General features: G+C 53.5%; 15 protein-coding genes. 12 read left to right on the forward strand and 3 right to left on the reverse strand.

The window, feature by feature from the left end:
- Position 1: 1 nt before the first annotated feature.
- From AC0YN3_RS15250 to AC0YN3_RS15295, 10 genes are all read left to right on the forward strand, one after another.
- Positions 2–943: an ABC transporter substrate-binding protein gene (locus AC0YN3_RS15250; RefSeq protein ID WP_475775878.1), complete on the forward strand. Its 942-nt coding sequence runs from the start codon at positions 2–4 to the stop codon at positions 941–943.
- Between the two features lie 26 nt (positions 944–969).
- Complete coding sequence (locus tag AC0YN3_RS15255; protein WP_475775879.1) at positions 970–2,328, forward strand: LLM class flavin-dependent oxidoreductase; 1,359 nt, start codon at positions 970–972, stop codon at positions 2,326–2,328.
- 18 nt (positions 2,329–2,346) lie between these two features.
- Entirely contained in the window at positions 2,347–3,177 is an 831-nt protein-coding gene (locus tag AC0YN3_RS15260) for a DUF427 domain-containing protein (protein WP_475775880.1), read from the forward strand.
- Entirely contained in the window at positions 3,177–4,124 is a 948-nt protein-coding gene (locus AC0YN3_RS15265; RefSeq protein WP_475775881.1) for a DMT family transporter, read from the forward strand. The genes AC0YN3_RS15260 and AC0YN3_RS15265 overlap by 1 nt, the downstream gene beginning before the upstream one ends.
- 67 nt (positions 4,125–4,191) lie before the next feature.
- Entirely contained in the window at positions 4,192–5,565 is a 1,374-nt protein-coding gene (locus tag AC0YN3_RS15270) for a dihydroorotase (protein ID WP_475775882.1), read from the forward strand.
- Entirely contained in the window at positions 5,562–6,836 is a 1,275-nt protein-coding gene (locus AC0YN3_RS15275; RefSeq protein ID WP_475775883.1) for an allantoate amidohydrolase, read from the forward strand. Before AC0YN3_RS15270 ends, AC0YN3_RS15275 begins: the two co-directional genes overlap by 4 nt.
- Complete coding sequence (locus AC0YN3_RS15280; protein WP_475775884.1) at positions 6,829–8,481, forward strand: urocanate hydratase; 1,653 nt, start codon at positions 6,829–6,831, stop codon at positions 8,479–8,481. Before AC0YN3_RS15275 ends, AC0YN3_RS15280 begins: the two co-directional genes overlap by 8 nt.
- A gap of 25 nt (positions 8,482–8,506) precedes the next feature.
- Complete coding sequence (locus tag AC0YN3_RS15285; protein WP_475775885.1) at positions 8,507–9,604, forward strand: DUF917 domain-containing protein; 1,098 nt, start codon at positions 8,507–8,509, stop codon at positions 9,602–9,604.
- Positions 9,605–9,608: 4 nt separating this feature from the next.
- The gene (locus tag AC0YN3_RS15290; protein ID WP_475775886.1) at positions 9,609–11,129 is read left to right on the forward strand and encodes an HAL/PAL/TAL family ammonia-lyase; all 1,521 of its coding nucleotides are present in this window, start codon (positions 9,609–9,611) and stop codon (positions 11,127–11,129) included.
- A gap of 84 nt (positions 11,130–11,213) precedes the next feature.
- A complete protein-coding gene (locus AC0YN3_RS15295) occupies positions 11,214–11,951 on the forward strand; it encodes an IclR family transcriptional regulator (RefSeq protein WP_475775887.1) in 738 nt (245 codons plus the stop codon).
- 47 nt (positions 11,952–11,998) lie between these two features.
- Here the strand turns inward: AC0YN3_RS15295 and AC0YN3_RS15300 are convergent, their stop codons facing one another.
- From AC0YN3_RS15300 to AC0YN3_RS15310, 3 genes are read right to left on the reverse strand one after another with little or no spacing between them, the layout of a single operon-like run.
- Positions 11,999–13,279 (reverse strand): ABC transporter substrate-binding protein, encoded by a 1,281-nt coding sequence (locus AC0YN3_RS15300; protein WP_475775888.1) that lies wholly within the window; start codon positions 13,277–13,279, stop codon positions 11,999–12,001.
- Between the two features lie 60 nt (positions 13,280–13,339).
- Complete coding sequence (locus AC0YN3_RS15305) at positions 13,340–14,173, reverse strand: carbohydrate ABC transporter permease (protein WP_475775889.1); 834 nt, start codon at positions 14,171–14,173, stop codon at positions 13,340–13,342.
- A complete protein-coding gene (locus AC0YN3_RS15310; protein WP_475775890.1) occupies positions 14,173–15,054 on the reverse strand; it encodes a carbohydrate ABC transporter permease in 882 nt (293 codons plus the stop codon). The genes AC0YN3_RS15305 and AC0YN3_RS15310 overlap by 1 nt, the downstream gene beginning before the upstream one ends.
- A gap of 133 nt (positions 15,055–15,187) precedes the next feature.
- Between AC0YN3_RS15310 and AC0YN3_RS15315 the strand changes: the two genes are divergently transcribed.
- Together AC0YN3_RS15315 and AC0YN3_RS15320 are read left to right on the forward strand one after the other, a co-directional pair.
- Complete coding sequence (locus AC0YN3_RS15315; RefSeq protein WP_475775891.1) at positions 15,188–17,110, forward strand: sensor histidine kinase; 1,923 nt, start codon at positions 15,188–15,190, stop codon at positions 17,108–17,110.
- The gene (locus AC0YN3_RS15320; RefSeq protein WP_475775892.1) at positions 17,091–18,707 is read left to right on the forward strand and encodes a helix-turn-helix domain-containing protein; all 1,617 of its coding nucleotides are present in this window, start codon (positions 17,091–17,093) and stop codon (positions 18,705–18,707) included. The genes AC0YN3_RS15315 and AC0YN3_RS15320 overlap by 20 nt, the downstream gene beginning before the upstream one ends.
- Positions 18,708–18,712: the final 5 nt, after the last annotated feature.

Genomic DNA, 18,712 nt, shown 5'->3' on the forward strand with positions numbered 1-18,712 from the left:
AATGAAAACAAGGAATGATCAAACAGCTATAAAAGGCAAACGTTCCATTCGCAATACGATCGCATTGGGGACAGCGGCAATATTGATCGCCGTGATGAGCGGGTGCTCCGCGTCAGGGTCAGGCAAATCGGATACAATCAATATCGCGACCAAAGGTTTTGCCGAATCGGATATATTGGCCAATGCCTTCAAGCTGCTTATCGAGAATGATACGAAGCTCAAAGCGAACGTAGAGACGCTTGACAACTCCCTCCTTTGGAGTGCCATACAGGAAGACAAAGTGGACGTCTATGCGGAGTACACAGGCACGGCACTTATTAATATCCTGAAAGCGGAAGCCGAGTTCGATCCCCAGAAAGCATACGACAAGGTGAAAAAGGAGCTAAAGGAAAAAAGTAAATTGACAGTGCTGGATCCAATCGGCTTCAACAATACATATGCCTTTGGCCTGCACAAGGACCAAGCCGAGAAATATGGCATTAAGACGACCAGCCAGCTGGCAGAGAAGTCAGGAGAGCTTATTTTCGGAGCGAGCGAGGAATTTATTAACCGCCCCGATGCCTGGCCGCCGATTCTCGAGAAATACAACCCGAAGTTCAAGGAAATCAAAACGATCCAAAACCCCGGTCTGGCGTATCAGGCCATTGACCAAAAGCTAATAGACTCCATGATTCTCTATACGACGGATAGCCAAATTACAGCAAAGCCCATTGTCGTGCTTGAGGACGATAAACATGTATTCCTTCCTTATTACGCGGTGCCAATCGTGCGTGACGAGGTGATTAAGGATCATCCGGAGCTGGAGAAAGTACTGAACAAGCTTGCTGGTAAAATAACGGATGCCCAAATGCAGACGCTGAATGGCGAAGTCGAGCTAAAGCAGCGCCCAGCGCTTGACGTAGCGAAGGAATGGCTGACGGCAAACGGATTGCTTTCTAAATAACGAGTAGAAGGAGTTGTATTACACATATGAGTACGCCAAAAAAACAGATGGCCCTAGGCGCCATGATGTATTTCCCGGCTGGCGAGCATATCTCAAGCTGGCGGCACCCGGAAGCGGACGCGGAAGGCGTCATGGATTTCAATTATTACAAACGGATCGTTCAAACCGCCGAGCGGGGCAAGTTCGATATGTTCTTTTATGCGGATGAGCTGTACGTGTGGGATCGCTTCGAATCCGGCATCAGCCATTCCAACAGTATAAGGCCAGAGCCGTTTACGCTCCTTTCAGCGTTGTCTGTCGTAACCGAGAATATCGGTCTTGCCGCTACGATTTCTACCACGTACAACGAGCCTTACCATATCGCCCGCAAGCTTGCTACGCTTGACCATCTCAGCAGCGGGAGATCCGCTTGGAATATCGTCACCTCCCAGACGGACGAGGAAGCACGCAATTTCAGCAAAGAGAAGCATCTGCAGCATGCGCTCAGGTACGAGCGGGCAGGCGAATTCGTCGAGGCTACGCAGAGCCTATGGGACAGCTGGGAGGATGATGCGCTGCTCTTCGATAAGAAAAACGGCTACTTCGCGGATAAAAACAAGCTGCACAATGCGGAGCATAAGGGAAAGGATTTCCAAATAAGAGGCCCGCTCAACGTGTCCCGCCCGCCTCAGGGCTACCCCGTATTAATTCAGGCGGGAGCGTCAGAGGCAGGCAAGGAACTGGCAGCGCAGAAAGCAGAGGTCGTTTTTGCGCCGGGGTCGACGTTCGCTCCCGGAGGCCTGCTTGAGGATGGACAGCGCCTTTATCAAGATATTAAGGGCAGGATGGCCAAATACAATCGAAACCCGGATGAGCTCAAAATTTTGCCGGGCATCATGCCGATTATTGGCCGTACGGAATCCGAGGCGCAGGAGCGCCTGGCCGTGATTGAGGAGCTGACGCCGCAGAAGCTAGGACTTGACTTGCTGTCGCATTATTTGGGCCACGACATTTCGGTATACCCGCTCGATGAGCCGCTGCCTTTTATCCCGGAGCTTGACGGCTTTAACCAAAGCAAAAGCGGTCTGGAGCGCATTCGGGAGCTGCTTCAGCAGGAGCCGTTGACGCTTCGCCAGCTGTATCAGCGCGTAACGAACAAACGGGGCTTTGCCGGAACGCCGGTGCAAATTGCCGATCATTTGGAGGAATGGTTCGTGAATGGAGCCGCTGACGGCTTCAATATCGCATTCCCACATTTGCCGGGAAGTCTGGATGATTTTGTTGAGCTGGTCATTCCCGAACTGCAGCGCAGGGGTTTGTTCCGCACGGAATATACGGGACGCACGCTGCGTGAGCATTTGAATTTGCAGCGCCCGGCCAACCGGCATTCGTCGGTACGCGTTTAATCGAAAAAGGAGAGATGGATGATGGCACATATTGATCCGCAGTGGTCCTTGAGAGACGGCAGACATGAAGGCTGGCAAATCCGGGCGGAGCGAAGTCCCAAATGGATTCGAGTCGTATTCGGCGGAGTTACGATAGCCGACAGCAAGCAGGTTTTAACCGTTACCGAGACGGGAAAGCTGCCCGTCTATTATTTTCCGCAGGAGGACGTGAAGAACGAGCATATCGCTTGGTCCGAGCGCCGCGAGAGCCACGGCAATAAAGGGGAGGCTGTCTTTGGCGACATCTCAGTAGGCGGACTTGTGTTCGAGCGCGCCGCATGGCAGTATCCGCAATCCCCGGGCGAGAGTGCCGTTATCGCGGGTTACGTGGCTTTCGTCTGGAAGCAGGCGGATGCCTGGTTCGAGGAGGAGGAGCAGGTATTCGTGCATGCCAGGGATCCTTACTCCCGAATCGATGCGATTCCGAGCTCGCGTCACGTACAGGTATATATAGGGGGCAGGCTTGTTGCCGACAGCCATCGTCCCGTTATTTTGTTCGAAACGGGGCTGACGCCGCGCTATTATTTGCCGAAAGAGGACATTCGGTTTGACCTGCTGGAGCCTTCCACTACTTCAACGCAATGTCCTTATAAAGGAACGGCTTCTTATTGGTCGGCTCTGCTTGAAGACGGCAGTAAGGCGAAAGATGTTGCATGGAGCTATGCGGAGTCGCTGCCGGAGGTACATGAAATTGCCGGAAGGCTCAGTTTCTACAATGAAGAGGTCGACGCTCTTTACGTCGATGGCGTGCAATGGAAGCTGCAGGAAGAGGATAGACTTCCCTACAAAAACATCGCTCCGCCACTCTGATGGGCAAAGTGCAAGGTGGTGCGGCTGCTGTATCGTTGTCGCCGTCAGCGCAAAGATCGGCTTACCTCGGATTATTTGCCGTTACGGTTTTATGGGGAATCAGCTATGTGCTTAGCGCTTACCTGCTAAGAGGCTTCTCACCCGTGCTCCTTTCCTTTCTTCGCATTGCGCTAACGGGTGTGCTGCTGCTGGCAATAAGCAGAACGCAGACCCTTCAGCGTCCAACAAGGACCGAGTGGCTCCTGCTGCTCGCGTCCTCCTTTTTTTTCACGCTCATCCAGCAGCCCTTCTATTTCCTAGGGCTGCAATATTCCTCCGCAGCCAATGGGTCGCTTATTTATGCGGTGGCGCCGCTCGTCACGCTGCTGCTGGAGGCTGTGTTTTTCCGGGTAAGGCTGCAGGCTAGGAGAATCGGCGGGGCGCTTCTGGGCTTCGGCGGCGTTCTGATTATTGTCATATCGGGCCAGTCGGCAATCGGAGTATCCATTGGTGATTTATATTTGCTCATTGCGATGCTGGGTTTCTCGATCAGCCTGCTGTTTATTCCGAGGCTGTCCCGGAGGTTGTCGACATTATCCATGAATCTGTACTCAACCTTCGCAGGGATGGGCCTTATGTTCCCCCTTGCCTTGGGCGAAGGAGCGCTTGGCAGGCTTGAGCTCAGCGGAGAGGCGATGATGTGGCTGCTGCTTTTGGCAGCCAGCCTCATAAACGTATTTGCGGGCTGGTGGTGGACCCGCGGGGTAGCGGTCGTAGGTGCGGGTACCGCCTCGCTATTCAATAATCTACCCCCGTTTATCGCCCTTTTGGCAGGCTTTCTGGTGCTAGGGGACTCCATCGAGGGAACCCAGCTGCTTGGCGGCGTTATTATATTGGCTGGTGTCTTTCTATCGAATTTTACCGGGAATCGCAAGCCTGCAATAGAAGCCGAAAGCTCCTCTGGATAATGCGAGAAGAAGAGCTGCTTGCGATGCGAACCCGTTCCATCTACTCCACAAGGAAAGAGGCTAAGGCATGTTCTATGATTTAATTGTGCGGGGCAATCTCGTATTGGAAGATGAAGTTGTCTATGGAGACGTCGGGATCAAGGACGAAGCAATCCACCAAATCGCAGGGGCAGGCTCGCTGCTTGGGAAGCGCACGCTCGATTTTGGGGATTGCTTCGTGTTTCCAGGCATGATCGATGCCCATGTGCATTGCTTCAGCAATCCGCTTGAAGGTTTCGTATCTACCTCCTCATCGGCCGCAGCGGGCGGCATTACCACCTTGCTCGATATGCCCTACGATTTGCCTGCTCCGATCAGCTCCGTGGAATTGTTCGAGCAAAAGGTTGAGCGGCTGAAGCGGGAAGCGCTTGTCGATATTGGTTTGTGGGCTACTATTGCCAAGACGGAGGGTACCGAGCAAATTATACCGCTGGCTGAGGCGGGAGCTATTGCCTTCAAATTGTCGACCTTCGAGACGGACCCGTTTCGTTTCCCGGAAATTCCGGAACACGAAATCATAAAGGCAATGGAGCTTATTCGGGAAACGGGCCTCAGGGTTGCTTTTCACGCTGAGAACAACGATTTGATTAAAAGCCTGACCAAGGAATACATACGTGCGGGGAGGTTGTATCCGAGGGCGCATATGGAGACGAGGCCGCCGGTAACGGAGACTAGCGCCGTGTTGAAGGTGCTGGAATTTGCTTATTGGACGGGGGTCAAGGTACATATTGTACATGTCAGCCACCCGCGGACGATTGAATTGATACAGCGGTACAAAGAGGAGCAGGTAGACGTTACCTCGGAAACCTGTTATCCCTACTTGCTCATGGATGTATCTGCGCTGGAGAAGCTCGGTCCTGTCGCCAAAAACAACCCGCCGCTCAGGCTGGCGGGGGATGCGGCAAGGCTCTGGGAGCAGCAGCGCCAAGGGAGCATCGATATCATTACCTCCGATCACGCGCCATGGGGACCGGACAGGAAGGAGGCTGGGGAGCATAATATTTTCCTGGCGGCGTCCGGACTGCCCGGCGTGGAAATCATGGTTCCCCTCATGTTTGACCGTGCGGTTATGCAGGAAGGGGTTCCGCCGGAGGTGTTTGCCAAATGGATGTCCCAGTATCCGGCAGAGGTGTTCGGCATACCGCGCAAAGGGAAAATCGCGCCTGGCTACGATGCTGATTTTACGGTCATCGATCCGCTGCAAAGATGGACGATCGACCAGACAAAGCTCCGCTCGCACTCCAAGCTTTCGCCATTCCATCGGCATGAGGTGCAGGGGGAAATCAGGCACACGATTATTAGGGGGAGAAGCGTATATGACGGTGAACAGATCGTGGCTCAGCCCGGCAGCGGGCAGTTCATTGCAGGCGCTGCCTACAAAAGGGAGGTTGTCAGCTCATGAGCGTGACACGGTTATCCATGGATACGGAACGTATTCGGCAGCAGGTTGAAGCGCTAGCCGTTTATATAGATGCCAGCAAGCCAGGCTGGACCAGGAGGCCTTTTACAGCCTGGTATGAGCAAGGGCGGAAATGGCTGCATAATCAGATGCTGGAGCAAGGACTAGACGTGCGCCAGGATGCAGGTTCCAATCTGATCGGGACCTTGCCCGGCAGCGAAGCGGGACTTAAGCCGATTGTAGTGGGCTCTCATACGGATACCGTTACGGGCGGCGGTCGGTTTGACGGCATTATTGGCGTCATTGCGGGGCTTGAGCTTGCGCGGGTGCTTAAGGAAGAGGGGATCGTCCTGCGGCATCCGCTTGAAATCGTGGACTTCACTGCGGAGGAGCCGAGCGAATTCGGAATCTCAACCATCGGAAGTCGCGCCATGGTCGACAATTTGACCGCGGAGATGCTGCTTCGTAAAGACCCGAGCGGGTTGATTCTCCGGAATGCGATCGATCAAGCCGGTGGCGCGTCAGCCGAGATCAGTGGACGTGCGAGACAAAAGGGAGATATCGCCCTTTATCTGGAGCTTCATATCGAGCAGGGGCCGTTGCTTGAGCAGACTGGCAATCAGCTTGGCGTGGTGACGGGCATCGTGGGTATCGACCGGTTTACCGTTACGGTAGAGGGCGCTCCGAATCATGCGGGGACGACGCCAATGGGACTGCGCGCCGACGCGCTGACGGGAGCCTCGGAGCTGGTGCTTGCACTCGAAGCGATAGCAAGCAAGCGCTACGATGAGCCTGTTGTTGGTACGGTAGGCAGGCTGTATGTTGAGCCGAATGCGGCGAATGTCATTCCGGGTCGCGTCACCTTCGAGCTGGAAATTCGCTCCTTAAGCACGGTTATCGTAGAGCAGGCGGCGACTGAGCTTAAGAAGAGAGCCGCCGACATTGCGGCGCGCAGAGGAATCGGCATCCGCATGGAGCCACTTTCAAGGTCGGAGCCAATCCGGGTTAGCGACGAGGTGCAGTCGGTCATAAGGGAGGCGTGCAGCGCTGTTGCGCCTACGATGGACCTTCCGAGCGGAGCGGGCCATGACGCGAATCAGCTGGCGCGCATTGCGCCGATCGGGATGATCTTCGTGCCGAGCGCCGGAGGGCGCAGCCACTGCCCCGAGGAATGGACCACGTACGAGCACGTCGCCGCCGGGATTGAAGCGATCATTCAATCGGTACTTCTGTTTGATCAGAAATGGGATAGTCAAGGCAGGGAGGATGACTAGCATGGAACGGATAACCGCAGCCAGGGGCACGGAGCTCCGCTGCAAGGGCTGGCGTCAGGAAGCGCTGCTTCGGATGCTGGAGAACGTCCTTGAGAATGGCGAGAATCAAAAGGATTTAATCGTATACGCAGCGCTAGCCAAGGCGGCTCGTGATTGGCCTTCCTATCATGCGATCGTGAGCACGCTCAAAGAGCTGGAAGAAGACGAAACGCTCGTTATTCAATCCGGCAAGCCAATCGGCATCTTTAAGACGCATCGTTTCGCGCCGCTCATCGTTATGGCGAACTGCAATCTGGTTGGCCGCTGGGCGACTAGCGATAACTTCTACAAGCTGCAGGAGAAGGGTTTGCTCATTTGGGGCGGATTGACGGCGGCGGCGTGGCAATATATCGGTTCGCAAGGCGTCATTCAAGGGACCTATGAAATATTCCAGAGCATTGCAAGGAAGTATTTCGATGGACAACTGCAGGGGAAGTTTATTCTGACCGCCGGGCTTGGCGGCATGGGAGGCGCGCAGCCGCTCGCCGGAACGCTGGCCGGGGCAGCTATCCTTTGCGTTGAGGTATCCGAGGAGAAGGTGGAACGGCGGATACAATCCGGCTACCTGCAGCGAAGGACGGAGCATTTGGATGAAGCGCTTGGCTGGATTACGGAGGCAGTCCGCAGTCAATCGGCGCTATCCGTCGGACTCATTGGCAATGCAGCCGATATTTATCCGGAAATCGTGAAACGCGGAATCGTTCCCGACATTGTGACGGATCAAACCTCGGCCCATGACTTGCTGTATGGCTATGTTCCTTCCGAATATGGTATAGCTGAGCTTCAGCAGCTTAGGGAGTCCGATCCCGGTCGCTTGCAGCAAGCCGCTGGAGCTTCGATTGCGCGCGAGGTGCGCGCGATGCTGGCTTTCAAGGAAAAAGGCTCTATCGTTTTCGATAACGGAAACAATATTCGCTCGCAAGCCCAGCTGTATGGCGTGGAGCATGCATTTGATATCGATATTTTTACGGAGGCTTTCCTGCGTCCCTTATTTGCAAGGGCAATCGGCCCTTTTCGGTGGGTTGCTTTAAGCGGCAATGCGAGTGACATTCAAGCGATTGATGAATATATTCTTGAGGCATTCGCGGACAACGAGATCATCGTCAACTGGATCCGATTGGCGCGTGTACATGTCCCGGTAGAAGGCCTGCCCGCGAGAATTGGCTGGTTCGGCCATGGCGAACGCACGAAATTGGCTCTGGCAGTCAACCAAATGGTCAGGGACGGAGCTTTAAGCGGACCAATAGCGTTCTCGCGCGATCATCTGGATGCTGCCTCAATGACCCATCCGAACATAATGACCGAGAAAATGAAGGACGGCAGCGATGCCATTGCGGATTGGCCGCTCTTGAACGCCATGCTGAATTGTTCCTCGATGGCGGATCTCGTAACGATCCATTCAGGCGGCGGCGGTTATTCCGGCTACATGACGAGCGCTGGCGTTACGCTGGTGGCGGATGGTACGTCCGAAAGCGATATCCGTCTGGAGACGACGCTGAATAATGATACGGGCCTTGGCGTACTGCGCTATGCGGATGCCGGCTACGAGGAATCGATTGATGAGGCGGAGCGCAAGGGTATCAGGCGAATCCAAACAAAACGATAACGATTACGGAATGGGAGGAAACGATATGCGTATTTTGACTGAAGAGGATGTATGGGCAGCCGTAAGAGGAGGCTCCGTTTTTGCGAGCGGGGGAGGCGGATGGGTGGACCATGGGCTGCAGATCGGCGGAGCAGCCGTCGCGATCGGCCAGCCGAGGCTTGTTTCCGTGGATGAGCTGCCGGACGATGCGATCGTCATCACGGCAACGGCCATTGGCGCTCCGGCGGGGACCGATTGGCAGATGCTAGGGACCGATTACATTAAAGCGGTCAAGCTGCTGCAGGAAAACTATGATGGCAAAATCTCGGGCATTATGACCCCGCAAAACGGGATGTCCAGCACGATAAACGGTTGGCTTCCGGCTGCGCTGCTTGATCTAGCTGTCGTAGATGCAACCGGCGATATCCGCGCGCATCCGACGGGTAAAATGGGATCGATGGGACTCGCGGCCTTGCACGATTACGAAACCATTCAAGTCGTCGTTGGCGGCAAGCGCGACAACGGTTCGTATATCGAGCTGGTCGTCAAGGGTTCTCCTGCCCGTACATCGAATATTTTGCGCACGGCTGCCGATCAGGCAGGCGGCTTTATCGCTTCGGCACGCCATCCTTTGCCGGCTTCCTATATAAAGAAGCACGCGGCGATCGGCGGCATTTCCATCGCCATCGCGCTGGGCAAGGCCATTATTGCCGCACAGCCGCAAGGCGGGCGGGCTGTGATCGATACGATTGTAACCGAGACGAACGGGAGCATTCTAGGCGAAGGTGTCGTGACCCGTCGCGAGGTGCATTACTCCGGCGCATTCGACATCGGCACGATTGACGTGGAAACGGCGGACGGCGTTCTTACGCTCCATGTCATGAATGAATATATGGCAGTCGACGATAGTAACGGCATCCGGTTGACGACCTATCCCGATGTCATAACGACGCTGTCTTCGGAGACGGGTCTGCCTGTCAGTGTTGGGCATGTGGAGGTCGGGAGCAAGCTTGCGGTGCTCTCGATCCATAAGAGCCAGATTCCGCTCAGCTCTAGCGTGAAGGACAAGACCGTCTATCCGGAAGTGGAGCAGGCACTTGGCATACCGCTCGCCGTCTATGCATTGGAAGGCATTCAGGAATGAGCCGATGACAAGCCGACAAAAGATGCGCACGCTTGTGCTGGATGGCAGCGGTTTGACGATCGAGGACGTATATGCGACGGCAGAGGGGCTAGTCTGCGTAGAAATTGCGGAGGACGCGTGGCAAAGGGTTGTGCGCTCGCGTCAGTTTATGCTTAAGCAAAGCGATACGCCCATATACGGCTTCAACCGCGGCGTAGGCTTGAATAAGGACCGGATCGTTGAGGAGCAGGCTTACGAGAGCTACAACCGCAGCCTGCTCTATGCCCATTCAGCGGGAGTCACGCCCTATGCCGAAGAGCGTTACGTCAGAGCGGCTATGCTTGCCAGACTGAATACGCTGCTCGTGGGCAGAACCGGAGCTTCACCTTCGCTAATCAGGCAATACGCTGATTTTTTAAATGCCGGCATTCATCCCCTGCTCCCTACTAGAGGCTCCGTCGGCGCTGGCGACATTACGCTGCTGTCTCATCTTGGGCTTGCTTTCATTGGCGAGGGCGATGTCATGTATAGCGGCGAGCGGGTTTCCGCGGAGGATGCGCTTCGCCATGCGGGTCTTAAGCCGGTAAAGCTTGGCGCGAAGGATGGGCTCGCGATTGTGTCCTCCAACGCGTTTGCTGGGGGAAGCGGAGCGCTGGTTATCCAAGAATGCGAGCGGCTCCTGGAGCTCGCCGACCTGGTCTGCGCGCTTTCGCTTGAAGCGCTGCAGGGACAGCTGTCTCCGCTTGACGAGAGCGTCCACCGCAGCCGCCCTTACGAGGGGCATGGTAGGAGCAGTGCCCGAATGCGGGCATTATTGCGTGGCAGCAGCCTATGGAATAACAGCGTTGGCGCGCTTCAGGACCCGCTGAGCTTTCGCAGCGCTTCGCCGGTTCATGGCGCTGCGCTTGACGCGCTTGGTTATGCCAGAAGCTCATTGCAGCTGCATTTGAATAGCTCGGAGGATAATCCCTGCGTGCTTGAGGAGGAAGGGCGGATATTAGCTTGTGCCAGCTTTGAGCCGCTTGCGTGGGTGCTTGGTTTCGAGATGCTGGGCATCGCCCTCAGCCATGTTTCCAAAATATCATGCTACCGTTCAATCAAGCTTAGCACGCCAGCTTTTTCCGGCCTCCCGCGTTTTTTGGCGCCTGAAGAGCATGTTCTTGCCTTTAGCACGATCCAGAAAACATTCACTGCGCTCGACGCGGAGATTAGGCAGCTATCCAATCCCGTATCTGCCGATTATTATTCCTTGGCCGGGGATATGGAGGATCATTCGACGAATGCGCCGCTTGCCGTTAATAAGACAGCGGAGATCATGGATAGGCTAACTTATATTTTGGCGATCGAAGCGATGCACGCAGCCCAGGCCATTGATTTGCGCAAAAACATAAAGCTGGGAGACGGCACTCAGTCCGCGTATAATAGGATCAGATCGGTTATTCCCTTTTTGGATCGTGACCGCAGCTTAAGCGGAGATATACAGGCGGTTTATGCATTATTGAAAACAGGGGAGCTAGGACGCGGGCTAGGAACTACCGAGAGCTAGCAGCCGAATTTGCGGAGAAGGTATTCCAGACCCGCAGCCGAATATATAGGGGTGACTATGAGTACAAACGTAGAGGTGCGATCCATGAATGGAACACAGACGCTAAGCCGGGCTTTGGATATTCTGTTTGCGCTGGCCGAAGCGGACGGCTCTTTAACCGTGAGCGACATTGCGCAGAAGGTATGCATACCCGAGAGCTCGACCTATCGGTTTTTGCAGACCCTTGAGCAGAACGGTATCGTTGAGCGCAGAGGGAAGGGGCAGATCGGTCTAGGAATGCGGATACTTGATCTGGCACGCAGTCTCAGCCAGCAGGTCCACCGCGAGCTGGTGCCGCTGGCCTTGCCCATCATGGAGGAGCTAACGAAGGAGACAAACGAAACGTCGCTTTTGTTTATTCGCTCAGGAACGAATGCGATTAGCATTCAGACGATCAGGAGCAAAGCGCTTATTCAATATTCCGCAGAGAACGGGAGAATATTGCCTTTATATTTGGGCGCATCCGGCAAAGCCATTCTTGCTTATGAAAGCGAGAAAATCGTTCAGAACGTGCTGGACAAGTGGGCGCCCGACTTGTCCAAGGACTTGCTGCTGCAAGAGCTGAGCAGCATACGCGAGCAGGGTTACGCTCTGACGCAGGGGGAGATTGATCCCGACGTTTTCGCTGTGGGAGCGCCGGTATTCGACTCGCGAGGCGCGCTCGTGGCAAGCCTTTCGATCGCAGGCCCGAAATATCGCTTTGATGACGCGCTGAGGCGACTATCCATTGAAGCGGTGCAGCATGCCGCAGAGCAAGTTTCGCGCAAGCTCGGAAAAGAATAAAAAGCCAGGGGACGCTGAACGCGCTCCTGGCTTTTCTTGTTTTAATCCTATTTCTTCAATTTATCCCAAGCGGCCTGCATGCCGGTTTCCCAAGCAGCCTCATCGATTCTGCCTGCGATGTATTGTTGGATCACGCTGGCGAACTCCTGCGTTACGCCGTCCGGGTATTTCGAGGATTGCAAGCCAAGCACTTTGCCTGCTTGCACGTAGTTATGAACCTCCGTGCCAATGTCGCCCATATCTTCAGGCGTTGCAGTAATGGTCGTTAGAGCCGGAATGAACTTGAATTTTTTAACGATGTACTCTTTACCGATATCGGAAGTAACGAGCCAATTAAGGAACGTTTTGGCTTCTTCTTTCACATCGGATTCTTTGTTGATAACAAGGTTAGCCGGAATGCCGACATTCAGCTTGTCGTTCGCTTCTGCGTCTTCGCCAAGCGGCATGGGAAGAACGCCGATGTTCAGGTCAGGATTAATGCTGTCGATTTGTACTTGCGCCCAGTTTCCTTCTTGCATCATAGCCGCCTCGCCGCTTGCGAACAGCGATACCTGCGTGTTGTAGTCGGTTGTAAGCGGGTTTTTGTTGCCGTAGTCAACGGTAAGCTTCATAAGCTTCGCCCACTCGGCGAATTTCCCATTGCCTGGGATTTTAACAGATCCGTCGTTCAAGCCTGCGATAAATGCATTTACGTCCGGCTGTTGCGCGAATGCGGGGTTGATTCCTTGGTTACCCATCAGCCACCACTCTTGGTAAGCGTTAGCGAATGGCGTGATGCCTGCTGCTTTGAGTGTTTTTGCTGCTGCTTCCAGCTGGGAGTACGTTTTTGGAAGCTCGGTAATGCCTGCTTTTGCAAAGATGTCTTTGTTATAAATATAACCAAAGCCTTCAAGGTTCATGGCCATGCCGTATACTTTGCCGTCTTTGGTCATTGGTTCAGCAGCTAGAGGCACGAGATCCTTCACCCAAGCTTGGTCAGAGAGATCCTCGAGCTTGTCCAACCACATTTCCATCTCCGCGTAGCCGCCGTTGGAGAAAATATCAGGAGCGTCGCCAGCGGCGAATTTTGTTTTCAAGGAAGCGCCGTAGTCAGCACCGCCGCCAACGGTTTGGATATCAAGCTTAATGTTCGGGTATTCTTTATTGAATTCCACAGCCAATTCATTCAGGCCTTCAACGATTTCGGTTTTGAATTGGAAAATGGTTACCGTTTTCACTTCGTCTTTTGCCGCGTTTCCGCCTTCGTTGTTGCTGCCGCCGCATGCGGACAGTACGATGCTCATGGCCAGTACGAGGCTAAGCGACAGCATAGTCAGCTTTTTATTCATGATGCAAATCCCCCTTGATTAATGGTTTATTATATGGAATCGACCGTCCGATTACAAGCGTTAGCCTTTAACCGAACCGGCCGCTACTCCCTCAACGATGTAACGCTGCAAAAGAAGGAAGAAAGCTACGATTGGAGCAATGCCGAGCACGAGCGCCGGAAGCGCAAGATCCCATTGCTTCGTATATTGCCCGAAGAAAGCGAAGGTCGCGAGCGGAATTGTCCGCATATCGGGCTTCTGCAAAATAAGGGATGGGAGCAAATAGTCGTTCCACACCCATAGGCAGTTCAAAATAATGACGGTCATAAGCATCGGCTTAAGCAGCGGAAGCACGATCCGGAAGAATACCGTGATCGGATTGCAGCCATCGACCGTTGCCGCTTCTTCAATCTCGAGCGGAATCGCTTTGATGAAGCCGTGGAACAGGAACAATGAAAGTGGAGCACCCAGTCCGAGATAACACATGATCAGTCCGACCATACTATTGTTGACGCCCATTACGTTCACGACTTTAAGAAGCGGAATCATGATCGATTGGAACGGAATAACCATGGCGGCTACGAAGAGCATGAACAGAATGCGGTTAAAACGCGTATTGGCGCGAACCATCCGGTAGGCGCCCATGGCGCTGATCAGAGCTGTCAGAATGACAGTAACGACAGTAATGATCATGGAGTTGCGGAAAGCCTGCGGGAAACGAGTCAGCTCCCAAGCGCGGGAATAGTTTTCCCATTTAAAAATTTGCGGCCAGCTGGCCGAGTTCGACATGATCTCGCCGAAGGGCTTGACTGAGTTTACAAGCAAGAAATAGAACGGTGCAAGAAACAGAAGGCCGACAATGATCATAACCGCTTCGGTAATGAACAGCTTTCCGGTATATTTTTTGGTATCCATTAAGCTTCAACCTCCTTGCTCTTGGTAACGCGAACCTGTATAAGCGTAATGATAGCGACGACGATAAAGAAGATAAGCGATTTGGCTGTGCCAAGCCCATAGCGGTTGTTCTGGAACGCTTCGGCATAAATGTTGAGCGCGACCGATTCCGTTGATTTGAACGGCCCGCCTTTGGTAAGCGACAAGTTTAGATCGAACATTTTGAAAGACCAAGAGATCGCGAGGAACAAACAAACCGTAATGGCTGGCATGATAAGCGGGATAATAATGCCGCGAAGCACTTGGAACCTTGTAGCTCCGTCGATCTCGGCAGCTTCAAGCACTTCCTTCGATACGTTAGTCAGCGAAGCGATGTACACAACCATCAGGTACCCGGCTGATTGCCATACGAATACCATCGTAATGCCCCAGAAGCCGGTCGTTTCGTCGCCGAGCCATGGAAGGTTGAAGAAAGACCAGCCGGTCATGTCGCCCACGGTGGAGAAGCCTTTTACGAAGATGAACTGCCAGATAAAGCCGAGCAGCAGCCCGCCGATGACGTTCGGCATAAAGAAGATCGTACGCAGGACATTCCTTGATTTCAGCTTCTTCGTCAATAAATACGCTAGGAAGAAGCCGACCAAATTGGTTAGCAGCACGCCAACGATCGTGAATCGGATCGTGAACCAGAACGAGGACCAGAAATCGGAGTCATTCGTAAAGATTTGTTTAAAGTTATCGAAGCCAACCCAATGTACAGTTCCTGCAACGCCGTTCCAATCGGTAAACGAGTAGTACATGCCAAGCAGAAACGGGATAATCATAATAAGTAGAAAAAAGATGGTTACCGGACCTACGAATACGAGCTGAGGCCACCATCCGGACATTCTCTTGCTGCCCATCTTAGGAACTCCCCTTTCTTTTCACCAGAAAACTATTGTATGTTTAATTATGCAAGTCAGAGAGAGCGATAAACACCGACGGATGTGACCGGTCAGGTGCAATATATTGATCGGGAGCGGAGGAAGGTTTCACTTGAGGTTCAATAGCATACGTACGAAATTAATGGTTTTCATGCTGATCGCAACGATTGTACCCATCGTGACGACGATGATCGTGACCTACAGCTATACATCGCATTCCATGAAGGAAAGGGCGCTCGAGGATACGCAAAACCTGCTCTACCAAGGGCAGCGCAACGTAACCGCCGTTTTGGAGGAGCTTAACTTGGGCTCATTGAACGTGTATTCCGATCCCGAGCTATACCGGCAGCTGCAAACGGGGCTGGCCGATTTCCAGACGGATAGCAGCGTTTTTGCAGCCATGTCTTATATGAAATCTTCGGTACCCGATGTGCATCAGGTTTATTTGTACGCAAGCTTGGGACGAAGGGCTACGATCGTTACGAATGTGGCAGGCGCAAAGCGTGCGAATGAGGTTGAGCCCTTCTCGGAGCTTGTCTCCTATGTGGGCAGCGGGAAGAGCGCAGCTATGCAGCCGACGCATATGAGCCATACCTACGGTTTCTCATCCCTGCAGCCGCAGCAGCCAAGCGAGAAGGTATTCACGCTGCATCGGCGGATTGAACGCGTTCCTTCTAATGAAGAGCTGGGCTTCGTCTCGATGGATGTGAAGCTGTCCCTGCTCACTGATATCGTCGGCCAGCTCTACGACCGCAGCGAAGAGGATCTATATGTCGTAGACCAGAGCGGATACTTTATATTCGCAGACGATGACGCGCTTCTCGGAAAGCCTGTGGAAGCTTCATGGTATGAAGGCGCGCTTGCGAGTGGGGAAAATAATAGCGGACATTTCGAGAAGGACGGCGCGCTGTTTGTGTATGATCGCGTTCAAACGGCGATCGCGGATTGGGTAATCGTGAAGCGCATCCCCACTTCCTATTTGATTCGAGAAGCCAATCAGGCAGCGGCTATCAATTTGCTTGTGCTCGCTTTATCGCTAATCGTAATCGTAACCGCAACCGTTATTGTTTCCCTTCGTATAACAGCTCCTGTGAAGCAGTTGGTCCGTTATATGAATCAGGTACAGGCTGGCAACCTGCAGGTGCCGATCCAGTATGCCGGCAATGATGAGATTGGACTCGTTCTCGTACGCTTCCGCAGCATGATGGATACGATTAACAATTTGATATTGCGTGAATACAAGCTGGAGCTGGCAAATAAAACGAATCAACTGCGGGCGCTTCAGGCGCAAATCAATCCGCATTTCTTAAATAACACGATTCAGATTATCGGAACGCTGGCGCTTGAGCTTGGCGTGCCACGCATATATGCGCTGCTGTCCGCGCTTGCCCGGATGATGCGCTACAGCATGGATAACGAGGCAAAAACAATTACGCTGAGGGATGAGCTCGCTCATTTGAAGGCATACGTTGAGCTGCAGAAGGAGCGGTATGAGAACCGGTTCTCCTTTCAAACGGATGTGGAGGACTCCCTGCTGGATGCAGAAATGCCTAAAATGCTGCTGCAGCCCGTCATCGAGAATTATTTCAAGCACGGCATGGACAAAGCTGCGGAGGACGGAGAGCTCCTGCTTCACGTTCATCCGCGCGAGGGTCAGATATTGGAGATCGTGATCGAAAATAATGGCGCCTCTATTCCATCGCAACGGCTGGCGGAGCTGCAGCGTGAGCTGGCTTCAGCTCCGTTCAAGGATGATATCCTTGGCAATATGCCGCATGCCGCCATGGAACCGAGCTCTTTAACTGAATCATCCGGCCGGCCGCCTGAAAGCGCCGACTATTCCGTCAAGCTGGCACAGGCAGGCGCGGAGCCTAAGATAGGGCTTAACAACGTGCTTGCCCGTATGCGGATGGTCTATGGCGAAGCCGCGCAGCTGCATGTTGAGAATAAGACGGGGAAGGGCGTAAGGATTACGCTAATTCTTAAGAGGCTGCATGAGAAGGGAGGAATTATAGATGAAAGCATTGATCGTTGACGATGAAGCGCGGGTTCGTAAAGCGGTTAGGCTGCTCGTCGATTGGGAATTGCACGGTATCGACGAGATTGAGGAGGCTGGCGGCGGTTTCGAAGCTATTGAGCTGATGCGCAAGGGAAGACCTGCAATAGTAATAATGGACATGATGATGCCGGAAGGCAGCGGCGTTGATCTCATGGCGGCGGTTAACGAATTTGCCGGCACGGTCAAGTTCATCGTGGTAAGCGGACGCGGCGATTTTGATTTTGTCAGGGAAGCTGTGCGCCACGGGGGAATCGATTATTTGTTGAAGCCAATCGAGCCGGAGGCCATTAATGCGGCTGTTGCAAAGGCTGCACAGCAGTGGCTGCTTGAGGAGCAGGAGCGCAATGACCGGCAGAAGCAGAGCATGCGTCTTAATGAGTTTAAGCCGGTGTACGGAGAGAAGCTGCTGACGGGGCTTATCAATGAGCCGAGCACGGCAGCAACCGTTTTGCGGAGGCTGCATGAGGAAGGGCTAGTTCCTGAAGGGACGCTAACGGCACGGATGGCTTTGCTTCAGGTTGATGCAAGCGACAAGCAGCTGCATGAGCGGTTTGCTTGGGATAGTGACCTGCTGCATTATGCGATTATTAACATTTGCAATGAGTTTCTAGTGGCCAGGCAGAATGGCGTAGCGTTCCGTCATTGGGGAGCTGCGACTGAAATCGTTATCGTGGTATGGGGAAATGGCGAGAAGCTGCCCGGCATCCTTCAGGAGATTAATGAAGGCTTGTTCATGACGCTGCAGCGACGCATGCATATGGGACTGAGCAGCCCAGGGCATTTCCCCGATGCGATGCCGATGCAATACGAGGAAGCGTTATCTGCTTTGCATAGGCGCAATGCTTTGGATGCCAATGATTATACGCACGGCAGCGCGGAGGCAGCGGCCGTGAAGCGCATGGCGTTCTCGGATTGCGAAGAGGAGTGGAAGGTTGCAGCTTTGAGCGGAATCGAGGGGCAGCTGACTGCGGCATCGGGGCGATGGCTGGAGTCTGCGCGGTTATCCGGTTATTTGTCTCCCCAAATGCTGGAGGAATATAAGGCAGACGTGCTGCAGTTCTGCGTACGGCTTCTTCGCGATGCACCGGGACGGCAAGCGGTGGAGGAGAACGGCCTCCTCAGTGCGGAGGAGCTGTTGGAACACTCCCCTTATGCGCATGCATGCGCGCTGTCGATTCAGGCTTGGCGAGATTGGTCTTATGAGCTTCTTCTGCGCTTGTCGCAAGCCATCGTGCAGCGGCAAGCACAGGAGAAAGCGAAGATGAGCGACATTGCTGCTTTTATCGAGCAGCATTACCAAACCGAGCTGTCCCTGCAGGACATTGCGAAGCGGTTTTTTGTCAGCCGTGAATATGTATCGCGCAGGTTCAAACAGGAGTACGGCATTAACATCACTGATTACATAACAGGTATTCGTATCGATAAAGCAAAGCTGTTGATGGTTAATCCTAACTTGCGCGTAGCCAAGATTGCCGAAATGGTCGGTTTCCATGACGAGAAATATTTCAGCAAAGTATTTAAGAAGCAAGAGGGTGTCTCGCCTAAGGTTTATCGGGCGGGCCTGACGATTTAAATGCG

This window comes from Paenibacillus sp. J22R232, assembly GCF_056269165.1.

Coding starts and splice junctions, on each gene's coding strand:
- AC0YN3_RS15255 (WP_475775879.1), top strand. CDS start 970: ATGAGTACGCCAAAAAAACAGATGGCCCTAGGCGCCATGATGTATTTC.
- AC0YN3_RS15250 (WP_475775878.1), top strand. CDS start 2: ATGAAAACAAGGAATGATCAAACAGCTATAAAAGGCAAACGTTCCATT.
- AC0YN3_RS15295 (WP_475775887.1), top strand. CDS start 11,214: ATGAATGGAACACAGACGCTAAGCCGGGCTTTGGATATTCTGTTTGCG.
- AC0YN3_RS15300 (WP_475775888.1), bottom strand. CDS start 13,279: ATGAATAAAAAGCTGACTATGCTGTCGCTTAGCCTCGTACTGGCCATG.
- AC0YN3_RS15310 (WP_475775890.1), bottom strand. CDS start 15,054: ATGGGCAGCAAGAGAATGTCCGGATGGTGGCCTCAGCTCGTATTCGTA.
- AC0YN3_RS15305 (WP_475775889.1), bottom strand. CDS start 14,173: ATGGATACCAAAAAATATACCGGAAAGCTGTTCATTACCGAAGCGGTT.
- AC0YN3_RS15260 (WP_475775880.1), top strand. CDS start 2,347: ATGATGGCACATATTGATCCGCAGTGGTCCTTGAGAGACGGCAGACAT.
- AC0YN3_RS15285 (WP_475775885.1), top strand. CDS start 8,507: ATGCGTATTTTGACTGAAGAGGATGTATGGGCAGCCGTAAGAGGAGGC.
- AC0YN3_RS15290 (WP_475775886.1), top strand. CDS start 9,609: ATGACAAGCCGACAAAAGATGCGCACGCTTGTGCTGGATGGCAGCGGT.
- AC0YN3_RS15280 (WP_475775884.1), top strand. CDS start 6,829: ATGACTAGCATGGAACGGATAACCGCAGCCAGGGGCACGGAGCTCCGC.
- AC0YN3_RS15265 (WP_475775881.1), top strand. CDS start 3,177: ATGGGCAAAGTGCAAGGTGGTGCGGCTGCTGTATCGTTGTCGCCGTCA.
- AC0YN3_RS15275 (WP_475775883.1), top strand. CDS start 5,562: ATGAGCGTGACACGGTTATCCATGGATACGGAACGTATTCGGCAGCAG.
- AC0YN3_RS15270 (WP_475775882.1), top strand. CDS start 4,192: ATGTTCTATGATTTAATTGTGCGGGGCAATCTCGTATTGGAAGATGAA.
- AC0YN3_RS15320 (WP_475775892.1), top strand. CDS start 17,091: ATGAAAGCATTGATCGTTGACGATGAAGCGCGGGTTCGTAAAGCGGTT.